13 protein-coding genes and 1 pseudogene are annotated in these 14096 nt (G+C 69.3%); 8 read left to right on the top strand and 6 right to left on the bottom strand.

The genetic code is table 11. The features are described 5' to 3' along the window. Positions 1 to 6 precede the first annotated feature (6 nt). Complete coding sequence (locus AMYAL_RS0109325; RefSeq protein WP_020631038.1) at positions 7 to 825, top strand: alpha/beta fold hydrolase; 819 nt, start codon at positions 7 to 9, stop codon at positions 823 to 825. A 236-nt stretch (positions 826 to 1061) separates the two neighbouring features. Here the strand turns inward: AMYAL_RS0109325 and AMYAL_RS0109320 are convergent, their stop codons facing one another. After that, the gene (locus tag AMYAL_RS0109320) at positions 1062 to 2390 is read right to left on the bottom strand and encodes an aspartate aminotransferase family protein (RefSeq protein WP_020631037.1); all 1329 of its coding nucleotides are present in this window, start codon (positions 2388 to 2390) and stop codon (positions 1062 to 1064) included. An 87-nt stretch (positions 2391 to 2477) separates the two neighbouring features. On the opposite strand from AMYAL_RS0109320, the gene AMYAL_RS0109315 reads away from it, so the two are divergent. Further along, positions 2478 to 3374, top strand: a complete 897-nt coding sequence (locus AMYAL_RS0109315; RefSeq protein WP_026466892.1) for a LysR family transcriptional regulator — start codon at positions 2478 to 2480, stop codon at positions 3372 to 3374. On the opposite strand, the pseudogene AMYAL_RS45790 reads toward AMYAL_RS0109315, so the two are convergent. Further along, positions 3295 to 4522 (bottom strand): annotated as a pseudogene (locus AMYAL_RS45790) (MFS transporter). The gene AMYAL_RS0109315 and the pseudogene AMYAL_RS45790 overlap by 80 nt on opposite strands. Before the next feature lie 65 nt (positions 4523 to 4587). Here AMYAL_RS45790 and AMYAL_RS0109305 point away from each other — a divergent pair. Together AMYAL_RS0109305 and AMYAL_RS0109300 are read left to right on the top strand one after the other, a co-directional pair. Beyond that, a complete protein-coding gene (locus AMYAL_RS0109305) occupies positions 4588 to 4959 on the top strand; it encodes a MerR family transcriptional regulator (protein WP_026466891.1) in 372 nt (123 codons plus the stop codon). Positions 4960 to 5047: 88 nt separating this feature from the next. Next, entirely contained in the window at positions 5048 to 6187 is a 1140-nt protein-coding gene (locus AMYAL_RS0109300) for a Gfo/Idh/MocA family protein (RefSeq protein ID WP_026466890.1), read from the top strand. A gap of 8 nt (positions 6188 to 6195) precedes the next feature. Here AMYAL_RS0109300 and AMYAL_RS0109295 read toward each other — a convergent pair whose 3' ends face one another. Then, complete coding sequence (locus tag AMYAL_RS0109295; RefSeq protein WP_020631032.1) at positions 6196 to 6939, bottom strand: GAF and ANTAR domain-containing protein; 744 nt, start codon at positions 6937 to 6939, stop codon at positions 6196 to 6198. A 62-nt stretch (positions 6940 to 7001) separates the two neighbouring features. Then, positions 7002 to 8900: an elongation factor G gene (locus tag AMYAL_RS0109290; RefSeq protein ID WP_020631031.1), complete on the bottom strand. Its 1899-nt coding sequence runs from the start codon at positions 8898 to 8900 to the stop codon at positions 7002 to 7004. 269 nt (positions 8901 to 9169) lie between these two features. Between AMYAL_RS0109290 and AMYAL_RS0109285 the strand changes: the two genes are divergently transcribed. From AMYAL_RS0109285 to AMYAL_RS0109275, 3 genes are read left to right on the top strand one after another with little or no spacing between them, the layout of a single operon-like run. Continuing rightward, on the top strand, positions 9170 to 9778 hold the full coding sequence (locus AMYAL_RS0109285) for a TetR/AcrR family transcriptional regulator (RefSeq protein ID WP_020631030.1): 609 nt from the start codon (positions 9170 to 9172) through the stop codon (positions 9776 to 9778). Beyond that, entirely contained in the window at positions 9775 to 10665 is an 891-nt protein-coding gene (locus tag AMYAL_RS0109280) for an AurF N-oxygenase family protein (protein WP_020631029.1), read from the top strand. Before AMYAL_RS0109285 ends, AMYAL_RS0109280 begins: the two co-directional genes overlap by 4 nt. A gap of 17 nt (positions 10666 to 10682) precedes the next feature. Next, positions 10683 to 10940, top strand: a complete 258-nt coding sequence (locus AMYAL_RS0109275) for a hypothetical protein (protein WP_020631028.1) — start codon at positions 10683 to 10685, stop codon at positions 10938 to 10940. A 49-nt stretch (positions 10941 to 10989) separates the two neighbouring features. On the opposite strand, the gene AMYAL_RS0109270 is transcribed toward AMYAL_RS0109275, so the two are convergent. Both AMYAL_RS0109270 and AMYAL_RS0109265 read right to left on the bottom strand, forming a co-directional pair. Further along, positions 10990 to 11757 carry a S1 family peptidase gene (locus AMYAL_RS0109270; RefSeq protein WP_020631027.1) on the bottom strand — a complete coding sequence of 256 codons (768 nt, stop codon included), beginning with the start codon at positions 11755 to 11757 and terminating at the stop codon, positions 10990 to 10992. 204 nt (positions 11758 to 11961) lie between these two features. Beyond that, entirely contained in the window at positions 11962 to 12681 is a 720-nt protein-coding gene (locus AMYAL_RS0109265; RefSeq protein WP_020631026.1) for a S1 family peptidase, read from the bottom strand. 445 nt (positions 12682 to 13126) lie between these two features. Between AMYAL_RS0109265 and AMYAL_RS0109260 the strand changes: the two genes are divergently transcribed. Next, the gene (locus AMYAL_RS0109260; protein ID WP_020631025.1) at positions 13127 to 14077 is read left to right on the top strand and encodes a hypothetical protein; all 951 of its coding nucleotides are present in this window, start codon (positions 13127 to 13129) and stop codon (positions 14075 to 14077) included. Positions 14078 to 14096 lie beyond the last annotated feature (19 nt).

Genomic DNA, 14096 nt, shown 5'->3' with positions numbered 1-14096 from the left:
GGGAGCGTGCAGCGTGCTCCCATCGGCGACTTCCTCGACGTGAACGGTGCCGCCGTCCACGTCCGTCAGGACGGCGCCGGGCCGCCGGTGCTGTTGCTGCACGGGTATTGCGGGTCGGTGCACTGGTTCGACCGCCTGACCCTCGGCCTGGCTTCGGGGCATCACGTGATCCGGGTGGATCTGCTGGGGCACGGGTGCACCGGTGGTTCTTCCGGCCTCGACGCCGTGTCGCAGGCGCGCATGGTGGCGGGTGTCCTCGAGACGCTGGACGTCGAGGACGTTCTGGTCGCAGGTCATTCCTTCGGCGCCGACGTCGCGCTGGCGCTGGCCGAGATTTCGCCGCGTGTCAGGGCTTTGGTGCTGATCGGGCAGGCTCCGGACTACAGCTACGCGTCCTTTCCGCCCGGTAGCCGGGTTCTGCTGCCGATGGCCGGCGCGCTCGTCCGGTCGGTGGCCCACCGGCGGTGGATCCGGTCCGCCGCCCGGTTCCGCCGGGTGAGCTGGTTCGAGGATCCCTTGCAGGACTTGGCCGATCACGCCGTCACCGCGCCGTCGATGGCTCGGGTGGTGCTCGTGGATCGCGCGCGACGACTCGCGTCCAGTCCTCTCGATGCGCAGGTGGCGGCTTTGGGCTTGCCGTGCTTGGTGATCCTCGGTCGGCGGGACCGGTTTTACGACTGTGACAGGACTTTCGCCCGGTACTCGGCGGTGGGAGCACGGGTGGAGGTCGTGGAAGGCGTCGGGCACTCGCCGTTCCTGGAGCGGCCTGGCGAGGTGGCCCGGTTGCTTCGGGAGTTCGTGGTCGTGAGGGGCAAGGACGATTAGGGCGGACCGGTATTTGCCTACCTGCGCGTGGGTGGCGGTTCTGCGGCTGCCGGGCTCGACGGTGAGGGATTTGGGACGTTGAACGTCCTGATTCCTTCACCGTCGCGGGCTCGCCCGGTCTCGGTTCTTGATCAACGGAGGATCCTGGACACTCACCTTCCCCGCTCGACCGCCAGTCGCACCAGTGGGCAGGCAGATACGGGTCCACCAGAACCAGCCTTACCACTCACGAGCCCTCACGCGGAAGCGTCTCCGATGGCCTGGTCCAGCACGCCCAGCCCCTCCGCCAGTTCCTCCTCGGTGGCCGTCAAGGGCGGAGCGATCCGGAAGACCCCGCCCATCCCCGGCAGCTGCACGATGTTCATGTGCAGCCCCAGTTCGAGGCAGCGCCGCGTGACCAGCGCGCCCAGTTCGTCTGAGCTCTGCTTCGTGGCCCGGTCGACGACGAGTTCCACCCCGACCAGCAGGCCCCGGCCGCGGATGTCGCCGACGACGTCATGACGACCGGCGATGTCTTCGAGCCCGCGGCGGAGGAAGGCGCCGAGTTCGGTGGCGCGTTCGTCGAGACGGTCGCGGGTGAGGACGTCGAGCACGGTGTTCCCGACCGCCGCCACCAGCGGGTCCGCGACGTGCGTGGTGAAGAACAGGTAGCCGCGGTCGTGCGCCTCCTGCTCGATCTCCGCGCTCGTGATCACCGCCGCCAGCGGGAGCCCGGCACCGAGCGTCTTGGACAGCGTCAGGATGTCGGGGACGACGCCGTCGCGTTCGAAGGCGTACCAGTTTCCCGTGCGGCACAAGCCGGTCTGCGCCTCGTCGAGGATCAGCAGCATCCCGCGTTCGCGGCACTTCTCCCGCAGGGCGGCGAAGTAGCCCATCGGCGGCTCGATGATCCCGCCCGAGCTGAGGATCGGTTCGACGACGCACGCCGCGAGGCTGCCGACGGACTGGGCGTCGATCATCTCGAACCCGAAGTCCAGCTGGCGCCGCCAGTCCAGTTCTCCCTCACTCGTAAGGAAATCCGGGCGATAAGAGTTCGGCGCGGGGATGGCGAAGTTGCCCGGCGCGGACGGGCCGTAGCCCTTGCGGCCCGCGCTGTAGGTCGCGCTCGCCGCCGCCTGCGTCATCCCGTGCCACGACCGGGCGAACGACACGATCTCGTGCTTGCCCGTCACCAGTTTCGCCATCCGGATGGCGGCCTCGTTCGACTCGGCGCCGGTGGTCAGCAGCAAGGCCTTTTCCAGCGGTGACGGCAAAGTCTCGGCCAGCCGCCGGGCGAGGTCGACGACGGGACGGCTCAGCATCCCGCTGAACAGATGGTCCAGCGAGCCGATCTGCCGCCGGACGGTCTCGACGATCTCGGGATGCGAATGCCCGAGGATCGCGCTCATCTGCCCGGACGTGAAGTCGAGGATCCGTCGCCCGGACTCGGTGAACAGATAGCTCCCGGCGGCGTGATCGATGATCTCGCGGGTGAAGTCGCCGGCCCCGGCGTAGCGCACGAGGTGCCGGTCGGCGTCGGCCCAGAAACGGTCGGCGGTGGACAGGTCAGTGGTCGGAGCAGCCATGCTTCGACGGTAAAACGGAGCCGAGCGACACGTCCATCTCACAATTCCGGCTGTGCTGTTCGGCTGATCCGTACAACAATGGCCGTCATGCTCAACCCTTGGAGGCTCAGCCTGCTGAGCAGGCTGGACACGCTCGGCACCGTCCGCGCGGTCGCGAAGGCGGCCAACCTGAGCGCGTCGAGCGTGTCCCAGCAGCTCGCGGTCCTCGAGGCCGAGACCCGCACGCAGCTGCTGGAACGCACCGGCCGCCGCGTCCGGCTGACCCCGGCGGGGCTGATGCTGGCCCGCCGCGCGCGGGCGATCCTCGACCACATGGACACCGTCGAGGCCGAGTTGCGCGGCCTCGGCGAGGCACCGGCCGGGCTCGTCCGCCTCGGCGCCTTCCAGAGCGCGATCCACACCATCGCCGTCCCCGCGGTGACCCGGCTGGCCCGCTCGCATCCGCAGCTGGACATCGAACTGCTCGAACTCGAACCGCACGTGAGCATGCCCGCGCTCCGCGTCGGCGACGCCGACGTCATCGTCACCACCACGGACTTCGTCGAACAGCCGCTGGGGGCGGACATCGACCTCGTGCCGCTCGCGACCGACCCGATCGTGCTCGTCGTCCCGCCCGGCCATCCGGCCGCCGGGCGGGGCCCGGCCGACCTCGCCGCCTACGCGAGCGAGCCCTGGACGTTCGACATCCCCCAGTCGTACATGGCGAACCTGGCCACCCGGCTCTGCCGCGAAGCGGGCTTCGAGCCGCGCGTGGTCGCCAGGTTCAGCAACTACATGATGACCTTGCAGCACGTCGAGGCCGGGCTCGCGATCGCGCTCCTGCCCGGCCTCGCCGTCGACAAGCGTTACCGCGTCGCCACCCGTGAGCTCGCGACGCCGGTCAACCGCTCCATCACCGCCGCGATCAGGCGCGGGTCCGCTCCTCGCGCGGCTGTCGACCTGGTGCTCGAAGCGATCCGGAGTCATCCCGAACTGCCGCTGTGAACCCGTGCCGCCGCGCCACCAGCACCACGGCCAGCGTCGGCACGAGCAGCACCAGGACGCTCCAGGGGAACGACTCCGCGCCGAGGCCGTCGAGGAGGACTCCGCCCGCGATCCCGCCGCCCGCCATCGCCGCGTTCCACAGGGTGACCAGCATGGCCTGCGCGATGTCCGCCGCGCCGCCCTTGTCGCCGGCCTGCGCGGCGGCGGTCTGCAGCAGCGTCGGTACGCCGCCCCAGCCAAGCCCCCACAGGATCACCGCGATATAGACCAGCGCCGGACTTTCTCCCAGCAGAGCCAAAATCGTCGCCCCGAGCGCGACGAGGAGAGTGCCCGCGACGGTCAGCGCGCGCAGCCGCCGGTCGATGAGCACGCCGACGAACCAGATGCTGACCATCGACGCCAGCCCGAACACCAGCAGGATCAGGTCGACCGAGCCGCCCATCGACACGTGGTCGAGGAAGGTGGCGATGTAGGTGTAGAGGATGTTGTGCGCGAGCACGAAGGCCAGCGTCACGAACAGGACCGCCGTGACGCCGGGGACGGCGAGGGTCTTGCGCACCGGAAGCCTGCCGCCCTTGTCCTGACCAGGGAAATCGGGGACGGCCAGCGCGATCCAGCCGAGCAGGCCGAGCGCGAGCGCCGACATGATCGCGAACGTCACCTGCCAGCCGAAGGCGCCGCCCAGGAACGTGCCGGCGGGGATGCCGAGCGAGAGCGCGAGCGGGATGCCGGTCATCACGACGGCGATCGCCTTGCCCTGGACCGGTTCCGGCGCCAGCCGCCGGGCGTATCCGGTCAACAGTGCCCACACCACGCCCGCCGCGATCCCGGCGACGAACCGCGCGCCGAGCGTCAGCGGGTAGTTCGTGGACAGCGCCGTGACCGTGTTGGCGACGGCGAAACCGGCCACTCCGGCCAGGAGCAAGCGTTTGCGGCGCCAGCCCGCCGTCGCGGCGGACAGCGGGATCGCGGTGAGGGCGGTGCCGATCGCGTACACCGTCACCAGCTGGCCTGTCGCCGCTTCGCCGACGCCGAGCCCGGCGCTCATCGCGGGCAGCACGCCCCGCTGGCAGGGCTTCGGTGAGGACGGTGACGAACGCCGCCGTGGTCAGCGCGAGCAGTGCGCCGAGGGGGAGTTTCGGAGTCATGATCCGTATGCTCGAACCATCACATAAGTGTGATGGTCAAAGTCGGCCGGGGTGAGGTGGCGCACATGCGGATCGGGGAGCTTTCGGAGCGGACGAGGACGTCACGCCGTCTGCTGCGGTACTACGAGGAGCAGGGGCTCATCATCTCGCAGCGGCAGGCCAACGGCTACCGCGACTACGACGAGCCGTCGGTCGACAGGGTCATCCAGGTCCGCGGGCTGCTCGACGCCGGGCTGCCGACCCGGATCATCAAGCAGATCCTGCCGTGCCTGGACAAACCCCGGCAGATCTACTTCCCGGACGCGACCAGGGAGATGCTCGAAACCCTGGAGGGTGAGCGCGACCGCATGACCAGGCGCGCCGAATGCCTGCTGCGCAACCGGGACGCCATCACCGAGTATCTCGACGCCGTCCGCGCCTACGACCCGGCGTCCTGAGCCGGAGGGACATTCCTCGCACCGGGCTTGACAGTACGAGAAAGCGCTTTCAGGATGAGTGCAGGAAAGCGCTTTCAAAGGAGAACGGATGACCACGCGGAAACTCGGCGTCGTGATGAACGGCGTCACCGGGCGGATGGGCTATCGGCAGCACCTGGTGCGCTCGGTCCTGGCGATCAGGGAGGCGGGCGGGGTCGAGCTGTCCGACGGATCGCGGGTCCAGCTCGAGCCGCTGCTGGTGGGGCGCAACGCGGACAAGCTCGAAGAGATCGCCACGCGGCACGGGCTGACCCGCTGGACCACCGACCTCGACGCCGCGCTCGGCGACGAAGACTTCCCGCTCTACTTCGACGCGCAGCTGACCGCCGTCCGGGAGAAGTCGATCGTCCGCGCCATCGACGCGGGCAAGCACATCTACACCGAGAAGCCGGTGGCGGAGTCGGTCGAAGGCGCGCTCGCGCTGGCCCGGCACGCCGAGGCAGCCGGGGTCAAGAACGGCGTCGTCCACGACAAGCTGTACCTCCCCGGCCTGCTCAAGCTGAAGCGGCTGATCGACAGCGGCTTCTTCGGCCAGATCCTGTCCGTACGCGGCGAGTTCGGGTACTGGGTCTTCGAGGGTGACTGGCAGGCGGCGCAGCGCCCCAGCTGGAACTACCGCGCCGAGGACGGCGGCGGCATCGTCGTCGACATGTTCTGCCACTGGAACTACGTGCTGGAGAACCTCTTCGGCGCCGTCAACGCCGTGACCGCGAAGGCCGTCACCCACATCCCGGAGCGCGTCGACGAGAAGGGCGAGCGGTACGCCGCCACGGCCGACGACGCCGCGTACGCGATCTTCGAACTCGAAGGCGGCGTCATCGCCCAGCTGAACTCGTCCTGGTGCGTGCGGGTCCACCGCGACGAACTGGTGGAGTTCCAGGTCGACGGCACCAAGGGCAGTGCGGTCGCGGGCCTGCACAAATGCGTCATACAGCCGAGGGAGGCCACCCCGAAGCCGGTGTGGAACCCGGACCTCGCCGAGACGCGGTCGTACCGCGCGCAGTGGCAGGAAGTGCCGGACAACGAGGACTTCGGCAACGGTTTCCGCGCCCAGTGGGAGCAGTTCATCCGCCACGTCGAGGACGACGCGCCGCACCCCTACGACTTCATGGCGGGGGTGCGGGGCATCCGTCTCGCGGAAGCCGGCCTCGAGTCGTCGAGGGAGAACCGCCGGATCTCGCTGGGCTAGCGGCCGGCCTAGCGCCCGAAAACGGTTCCGGGGTCCTCGGCGATCAGCACCGAGATCTCCCGGATCTTGCGGTTCGTGTGCTGCGACGCCTCGGTGAGCCAGCGGAAGGCTTCCTCGGCGTTCAGCTCCAGACGTGCCATCACGATTCCCTTCGCGGTGGCGATGGCGTCCCTGGTCTCCAACGCGGCGACCAGGGTCTCCGCCTGTCGTTCGGCGGCGGCCCAGCGGGACGCGGTGAGGATGATCGCCGAGATCGCCGAGGTGAACATCGCGACCAGGGCCGCTTCCACCGGGTCGAAGGCGTTCTCCTGGAAGCTCCAGACGTTGAGCGCGCCCGACAACGGCTCGGTGTCACGCCGTCTGAAGTCGGATTCGTCGGGGACGAACAACGGGCAGGCCAGCGCGGTCCGCACGCCGAGCTGTTCGGCGGCGGCCGCGAACTCCGGCCAGCGGCCTGCCGCGTCGACGTCCAGCCGGGTCCGGACGATCGTCCCGCTCTCGGTGGCCTTCAGGCAGGGGCCCTCGTCCGCGCTGTACTGCGCTTTGTCCAGGGGAAGCAGGGACTCGTCGGTGGCGGCGACGGTGCTCGGCTCGTTGTCGGAGTACAGCGTGACCGTGGCCGCGTCCGCGCCGGGCAGCAGGCCGACCACCTTTTTCGCCACCCGTTCCAGCAACTCGTCGCGGGGTTCGTCCAGCCGCATCGACTCGGTGAGCTCCCGCAACGCCGACGCGGTGTCGCGAAACTGATCCATCGTGTCCCTTTCCCACGGCCTGCCCGGTCGGACGGGCCTCCCCGAAAACGTACTCGTTCCGGCTAGCCGGGGATTGGCCGATTCGGGGTAACCGGCTGGTATCCAGCCGGTCCGGTGGTCACCACTCCCTCGCCGTGGGTGATGCCCGGCAGCTGCTGCTCGAACCGGGTGACCTCGCCCGTGGGAAGGACGCCGGTCAGTTCGGCCCGGTCACCGCGCGTCGTCGAGCCGGTGATCGTCCCACCGTGTTCGACCAGCCGGGAGAGTGCCGCGGTCACCGAGTCGGCAGGCAGTTCCACCTCGACGTTGCTGACCGGTTCGAGCACCTCGGTCCCGGCCTCCCGGAGCGCTTCCGCCAGGACGAGCGGGGCGACCTTGCGGAAGTCGCCCGCCGCGCTGACCGGGCTGAAGTAGCCGGTATGGGTGACGGTCACCACGCAGTCGATCACCTCCCGGCCGTCCGGGCCCCGCCGGAGCGTCGCGTCCACGGTCTCCTCGATGGCCTTGTGGAAGGCGAGCGGGAGAGAGCCGAGTTCGACGTCCAGGCCGAAGGTCAGCCCGGAGCCCGGTGTACCGGGGCCTGCCCGCAGGCCGAGCGTCGCGAAGTACGGATTCCGCTTCTCCGTGATGAGCCATACAGAGTGCCCCGTGCCGGTCGGCCGTTCGACGCAGACCGGCCGGGTGAGACTGAACCCGACGTCGAGGCCGTGCTGGGCGGCGAGGGTCTCCGCGATGATCTCCTTCTGCACCTCGCCGTAGAGCCGCACCGAGATCCGCCGTGTCTCGTCGTCCTGCCGGACGGTGATCAGCGGATCCTGTTCCGCCAGCTCCTGCAGGGCGGCGAACACCGACGGCGTTTCCGCGGGCCGCGCGGGACTGACCACGGTTTCCAAGGCGGGCGGCGGAAACCGGGTGGCGGCCTCGCCGGTGTCGGGGACACCGACGACGTCGCCGATCCGGATCTCCTTGAGCCCGGTGACCTTGGCGATCTGCCCGGCCCGCGCGCGGGCCTCGACGGTGCCGTCGCCGAGTTCGAAGACGCGCACCGCGCTCACTTTCGCCTCCGCGGTCACCGTCCCGCCAGGGCCGCGGCGATGAAACTCGACGTGGTCCCGCGCGCCGATCTCGCCGGAGAACACGCGGAGATAGGCGATCTTCTCGTGCGCGCGGCCGCGTTCGATCTTGAACACCGAGGCGCGCAACCGGTCGTCCAGCGCCGGCTTCCCCGCTCCGGCAAGGAATTCGCGAACCCCGGAGGTCAGTTCGGCGATCCCCTCACCACTGCGGGCGGAACCGAAGAAGACGGGGGAGACGACGCCGAGCCGGGTCTGGCGGACGACCTCGGCCCGGTAGTCCTCCGTCGTCACCGTGTCTTCGAGGTATGCGGTGAGGAAAGCGTCGCTGTGTTCGGCGAGCTGTTCGGCCAGCACCGCCGACGGTGAGACGTCGCGCGGCCGGACCATCGCGGTCGTCGTGCCGATGCCGTCGACGTCGGACATCGGCACGCACGCGACGCCGAGTCGTTCGGTGAGGTCGGCGAGGAGGCCGTCGTGACGGGCACCCGCCCTGTCGACCTTGTTGACGAAGATCAGCACGGGGATCCGCTGCCGCGCGAGCGCGCGCATGAGCACCCGTGTCTGCGCCTGCACCCCCTCGACGGCGGAAACGACGAGGACGACGCCGTCGAGCACCCGCAGCGCACGCTCGACCTCGGCGATGAAGTCCGGGTGGCCGGGCGTGTCGATCAGGTTGACGCGCAGGTCGCCGATGCGGAAGGCGACGACGGCCGAGCGGATGGTGATGCCGCGACGGCGTTCCAGCTCCATCGTGTCGGTGCGGGTGTCCCCGGCGTCGACGCGGCCGAGGGTGCCGATGGCACCGGTGTGATGGAGCAGGCGCTCCGTCAGGCTCGTCTTACCGGCGTCGACATGGGCGAGGATCCCGATGTTCAGGTACTCCATGGATGAACGGCTCCAGGGCTGTCGAAAGGTCCGTACGACTGGGGAACTCGACAGCTCGGCGCACGCCGCTCTCCTTCTTCCGGGACACCTGGTCGCGCCGGACGCTAGCAGCGCACTTCCAACCAGTCACGCCATTTACCCCCCCGCGCTTACCGCAGCCCAGGTCCGTGAAGGCCTCCTTGAGGGACTCTGAGTCCCTCAAGGAGGCCTTCACGGACTTCCGGCGAGAGCCCATTGCTGAAGTGCGGAATCCGTGCTTCACTCCTTCCGTGCCGTACCGACGTACCGAGAAGACGCAGGCCAGGCTCGACTCCCAGCGAGGCGAGATCCTGGCCGCGGCCATCGCCCTGCTGGCCGAGACCGGCTACACGGGCTGCTCCATGGCCGCGGTCGCCGCGCGGGCGGGTGTGGGCACAGGCAGCGTGTACCGGCAGTTCCCGTCCAAGGCGGACCTGGTCGTCGAGGTCTTCCGCGAGGTCGTCTCCCGTGAGATCTCCGCGGTCGAGGCGGCCGCGGCGCACGGCGACGTCCGGGACCGGGTGGTCGCGGTGGTCGAGACCTTCGCGGGCAGAGCGCTGAAGGCGCCGAGGCTGGCGTACGCGTTGCTGGCCGAACCGGTCGACGCCGTCGTGGAGGCCGAGCGCCTGGTGTTCCGCCGCGCGTTCCGCGAGGTCATCGCCAGGGCCATCGCCGACGGCGTCGCGAGAGGCCTGCTGCCCCCGCAGGACGCGGAAGCGACCGCCGCGGCACTGGTCGGCGCCGGCGCGGAAACGCTGGTCGGCCCCCTTGCCGGGGACGGCGGCCCGGACACGATCCCGCATCTGGTCACCTTCACCCTGCGCGCGCTGGGAAGTTCCGATCCGAGGAGGTCGTCATGACCGCGAACACCGAAAGCGAACGCGTCGCCGAACGCCTGCAGCGCTCCTCCGCGCGCCTTTCGTACGACCCGGACGTCGACGTCGACTGGCTGGCACCGCTGGTCGACGGCGCCTACGGCAAGGCGCCGGAACGGTGTTCCTTGTACGGCACCGAGTTGTGGGACCGGCTCGACGAAGACCAGCGCGGTGAGCTGAGCCGTCAGGAGGCCGCGGCCGCGGCGGCGTCGGGTATCTGGTTCGAGCTGATCCTGATGCAGGGCCTCGTGCGCCACGTGTACAACAGCGACCCGACGACGCAGAACGCCCAGTACGCGCTCACCGAGATCGCCGACGAATGCCGTCACAGCACCATGTTCGCCCGCTCGATCGAGAAGAGCGGCGGCGTCGTCCGGCGGCCGAGCCGCACGGCGCACCGGGCGGGCAAGGTGTTCGGCGCGATCTGCGGTCCGGCGCTGCTGTTCGCCGGGGCGATCTACGTCGAAGAGCTGGCCGACGGCATGCAACGCGAGATGATGCGCGACGACAGTCTTCAGCCGATGATCCGGATGATCTCCCGCATCCACGTCATCGAAGAGGCCCGTCACATCAGCTTCGCCAAGGACGAACTGGGCCGCGCCTGGGCCCGGCACGGCCGGATCGGCCGTGAGCTGATCCGCTGGGCGATCGCCGGGATGGCGTACGTCGCGACGTCGGAGTTGCTGCACCCCAAGGCGTACACCTCCGTCGGGCTCGACCCGCGTGAAGCCCGTCAAATCGCCGACGCGAACCCGCACTGGCGCCGGACCAAGGCGGCGTGGGCGGCCAAAGCCGTCGAGTACTTCACCGAAATCGGCCTCATCGGCGGCCCGAGCCGACGGCTCTGGCGCCGCGCCGGCGTCCTCGACTGAACAAGGAAGGCAACTCCATGTCCGCACGTACCGGCAAGGTCCTCGGCCTCGGCATCGCCGCGACCGGTCTCGCCCACTTCGCCGCTCCGGCGGCCTTCGAACCCGTGACGAAGATGGCCTTCGCCGACGACGTCCGCAACTGGACCTATCGCAACGGCGCCACCGAACTCGCCATCGGACTGGCGATCGCGGCCCGCCCCACCCGGAAGGCCGGAGTCGCCGGGCTGGCCGTCTACGCCGGATGGCTGGCCAAGCGCGTCCTCGCCCGGCGCTAGCCGGTCACCGGGGAAGCGGGCCGCCGTCAGACGGCCCGCTTCGTCTCGGTCAGACCCCGCTGGTCTGGCGGATCCAGTCACGGCCCGCGGCGACGCTGCCATAGCTGGTGGTGCTGGACCGGTCGCTGGTCGAGCACACGCCGACCTGGACGCCGTCGTCGATCATCGGGCCGCCGGAGTCCCCGCCCGCGACCGCGCCGTTCGGGGTGTCGGCGTCGATCGCCGGACCGCCGTAGTTGTCCCTGGCGTTCGTGTCGGAGATGCGGACCGTCGCCTGCTTGAGCACCTTCGACTGGTGGTCGCCTTCGTGGTCGGCCTGGGTCGCGCCCCAGCCGTACACGCGGGCGGAGTCGCCTTCCTGAGCGTCGGAAGAGCTGCTCGCGAGCCGCGCGAAGGTGCTTCCACCGTCGGCGTTCAGTTTGATCAGGGCGAGGTCGCCGCCCGAGTACAGGTAGGTCGCCGAAGCCTTGGCGTGCACGCCACCGGAAGCGCTGTTGGAACCGATGTAGAGGTCGATGTCCTTCAGACGCTGCCCGTTGTTGTCGTACAGGCAGTGCTTGGCGGTGAGCACCCAGCGCGAGCTGATCAGCGTGCTGGTGCAGAAGAACGTGTAACCGTTGGCGTGGCCGTTGAACCGGGTGATGTAGCCGGGGTTCTGCGCGGTGCTGCCGCCGATGATCGACGGCGCGGCACCGGGCGAGACCGGGGCGGTCGGGGTGCTCGCCGCCGCGGGTGCCGCGGCCAAGGTCGCGAACGCGGCACAGGTGCCGGCGAGAAGAGCGATCGCACGGGCGACGCTGCCGGTGTTTTCACGCATGGGGACTCCTCGGGAAAACGCAGGGGAGGGGGACGCTTCAAACGTATTCGGACGAGGTGTCCCAGGAAATCCGCGAAAAGACCCGAACCGGTCAACGGGAAAGAACAGTTCTTTCGGAGGATTGCGCGGCGCGCGATTGTCCAAAATAGACGAAAAACGGCACGCCCCGGTGATCGAGGCGTGCCGTTTTCCGTTGTTCGGTACTCAGAGACCGGTCTGCTGCTTGATCCAGCTCAGGTGCTGGGCGATGCCGGTGTAGAGGGTGGAGGTGGCGCATTCGCCCCCGTTGTCGCCGGGGCCGTGCGTCTCCCCGACCAGGGTCCAGCGTCCGGTGGTGCCGACGACCGCCGGTCCGCCGGAGTCGCCGTGACAGGCGGAATGCGTGCGGTCGCCGGAGATGCAGACGTCACCGGCGCCGCCACCGCCGGCGCGGCAGGAGCTGCTGGCCAGCACCCGGAGGTCGATCTGGCGCAGCGTGGTCGGCGTGCTGCAGCTCGGCCAGCTGGTGCAGCCCCAGCCGAGGAGCCGCGCGGTGGTGTTCGGCGCCGGGTTGCTCGTGGCCATCGGGACCGGGGTGGAGCGGGCGGCCGTGGACAGGTGCATGAGCGTGAGGTCCGTGCCGGGTTTGGTGACCCGGCGGTCGATCCTGCCGACCTCGCCGCCGGAGTTCTTGTTGATCGAGCCGATCCGGCCCTGCGACGCGCTGCCGCAGTGGTTGGCCGTCACGATCCACTGGGGTGCGACGAGGCTGCCGCCACAGCCGTTGTTGAGCGAGACCATGAAGCTGTAGGTCTCCGTGGCGGAGCCGCCCCCGATGATCGAGGGCTGGACACCCGAGTCCGTCTGCGCGTTCGCGATTCCGGGCGTGGACACCGCGAGTGCCGCCGCCAGGATCCCGAGAGCGACTGAAGCCAGTTTTCGCATGTTAGCTCACAATCGGGCGGCCGAGCCGCCTGCTGGTCGTTGCTGAGCGAGGGTGATGCGGGAATCCGGCAGAGGTGCTCGATGCCGGTGAGCAAAGATTTCCGGCAACGGGAGACGCGGAAAACCTTCCTAGGTAGGGAGACGAAAGTCGGGGATCGTTCCGGCCATAGGCAGGTACACGGAACGGCGACTGCCTCCTGCTTCCGGTCAGGACTGCGGTCGACGCCGCCGAAACCCAGGAACGTTCACGGACTCACCGGGATCGTGAACGGCCGGAAGCGTGTCGCGGTAATGGTTTCTCCGAATTGTCCGGAATTGTCAGCCGGTCATCATCGAATGCCCCGTATCCGGGACTTATGTGCGTCAACGGAAAAGGACAGTACTTTCTGCGGATTGCACATCCCTCGAAAGGAAGTCCAAGATCACCGCGGAGGTCGAGAAGCCGATGTCGCTGTTCTCCGTCACCCCAGGGGCCCGCGCCGAGGGGGAGCTGGCGCGCGTGCTCGCCACCGGTCCGTTCAGCAAGGCGTTGTCGCGGGCCATCGACCACAGCGGCCTGGGCCTGGGCAGGGTGAAGGAGCGGCTCGCCAGAGCGGGCGTGTCTATCAGTACGACGACGCTGAGTTATTGGCGGACAGGGAGGACCCGGCCCGAGCGGCCCGAGTCGCTGCGGGCGGTCGCCTTGCTGGAGGAACTGCTCGGTCTCCCCGCGAAATCGTTGCTCGATCTGCTTCACCGGCCGGAGGACGACCTCCCCGCGTTCCGTCGCCTGGTCGGCTGGGACCGGCTGTGGGATCCGCGAGAGCCGGTGCTTTCCGTACTGCATTCGTTCGAGTCTTCGGATGAACCGTCCCTCATGTTGCTGAGCCTGCACGAATCACTGCACATCGGGACCGACCGGGCGCTGACCCGGCAGCGGGTGCGCGAGGTCGTCCGTGCCACCGACGAACCGGTCCAGACCAGGGTCGTGGTCCTGCGCGGCTGCGCGCCGGGAAGCCCGCCGAGGCTGTCGGCGACCCGCTACTGCGTGCCCGGCCGCACCGAGGTGCTCCCCGATCAGGCGCTCATCGTCAGCGAACTGGTGTCGGACAGGCTGCTCGCCCCAGGGGAGACCGCGATCTTCGAATACGAATTCGAGTACACCGACGGTGTTCCCGACGACCGCTACGACCGCCGGTTCCGCCACTCGATGCCGGAGCACCTCCTGGAGATCCACTTCGCCCCGGAGGCGATGCCGGAGCGCTGTCATTCCTATCGGCTGGACCACGCTTCCGGCCCGGAGCGAGACGTCACCGACGTGCCGCTCTCGACGCTCTCCCCGGCGATCACGTTCACGTCGGCGGTGCGGCCAGGGATCCGGGGGATGTCCTGGACCTGGCCCGCCGAGCCCGGTTGAGCCGGGTTCGGCGGGCCGG

The sequence above is a fragment of the Amycolatopsis alba DSM 44262 genome, from assembly GCF_000384215.1.
In the GTDB taxonomy this organism is placed as follows: Bacteria; Actinomycetota; Actinomycetes; order Mycobacteriales; family Pseudonocardiaceae; genus Amycolatopsis; species Amycolatopsis alba.
This window is presented reverse-complemented; position numbering and strand designations above follow the sequence as displayed.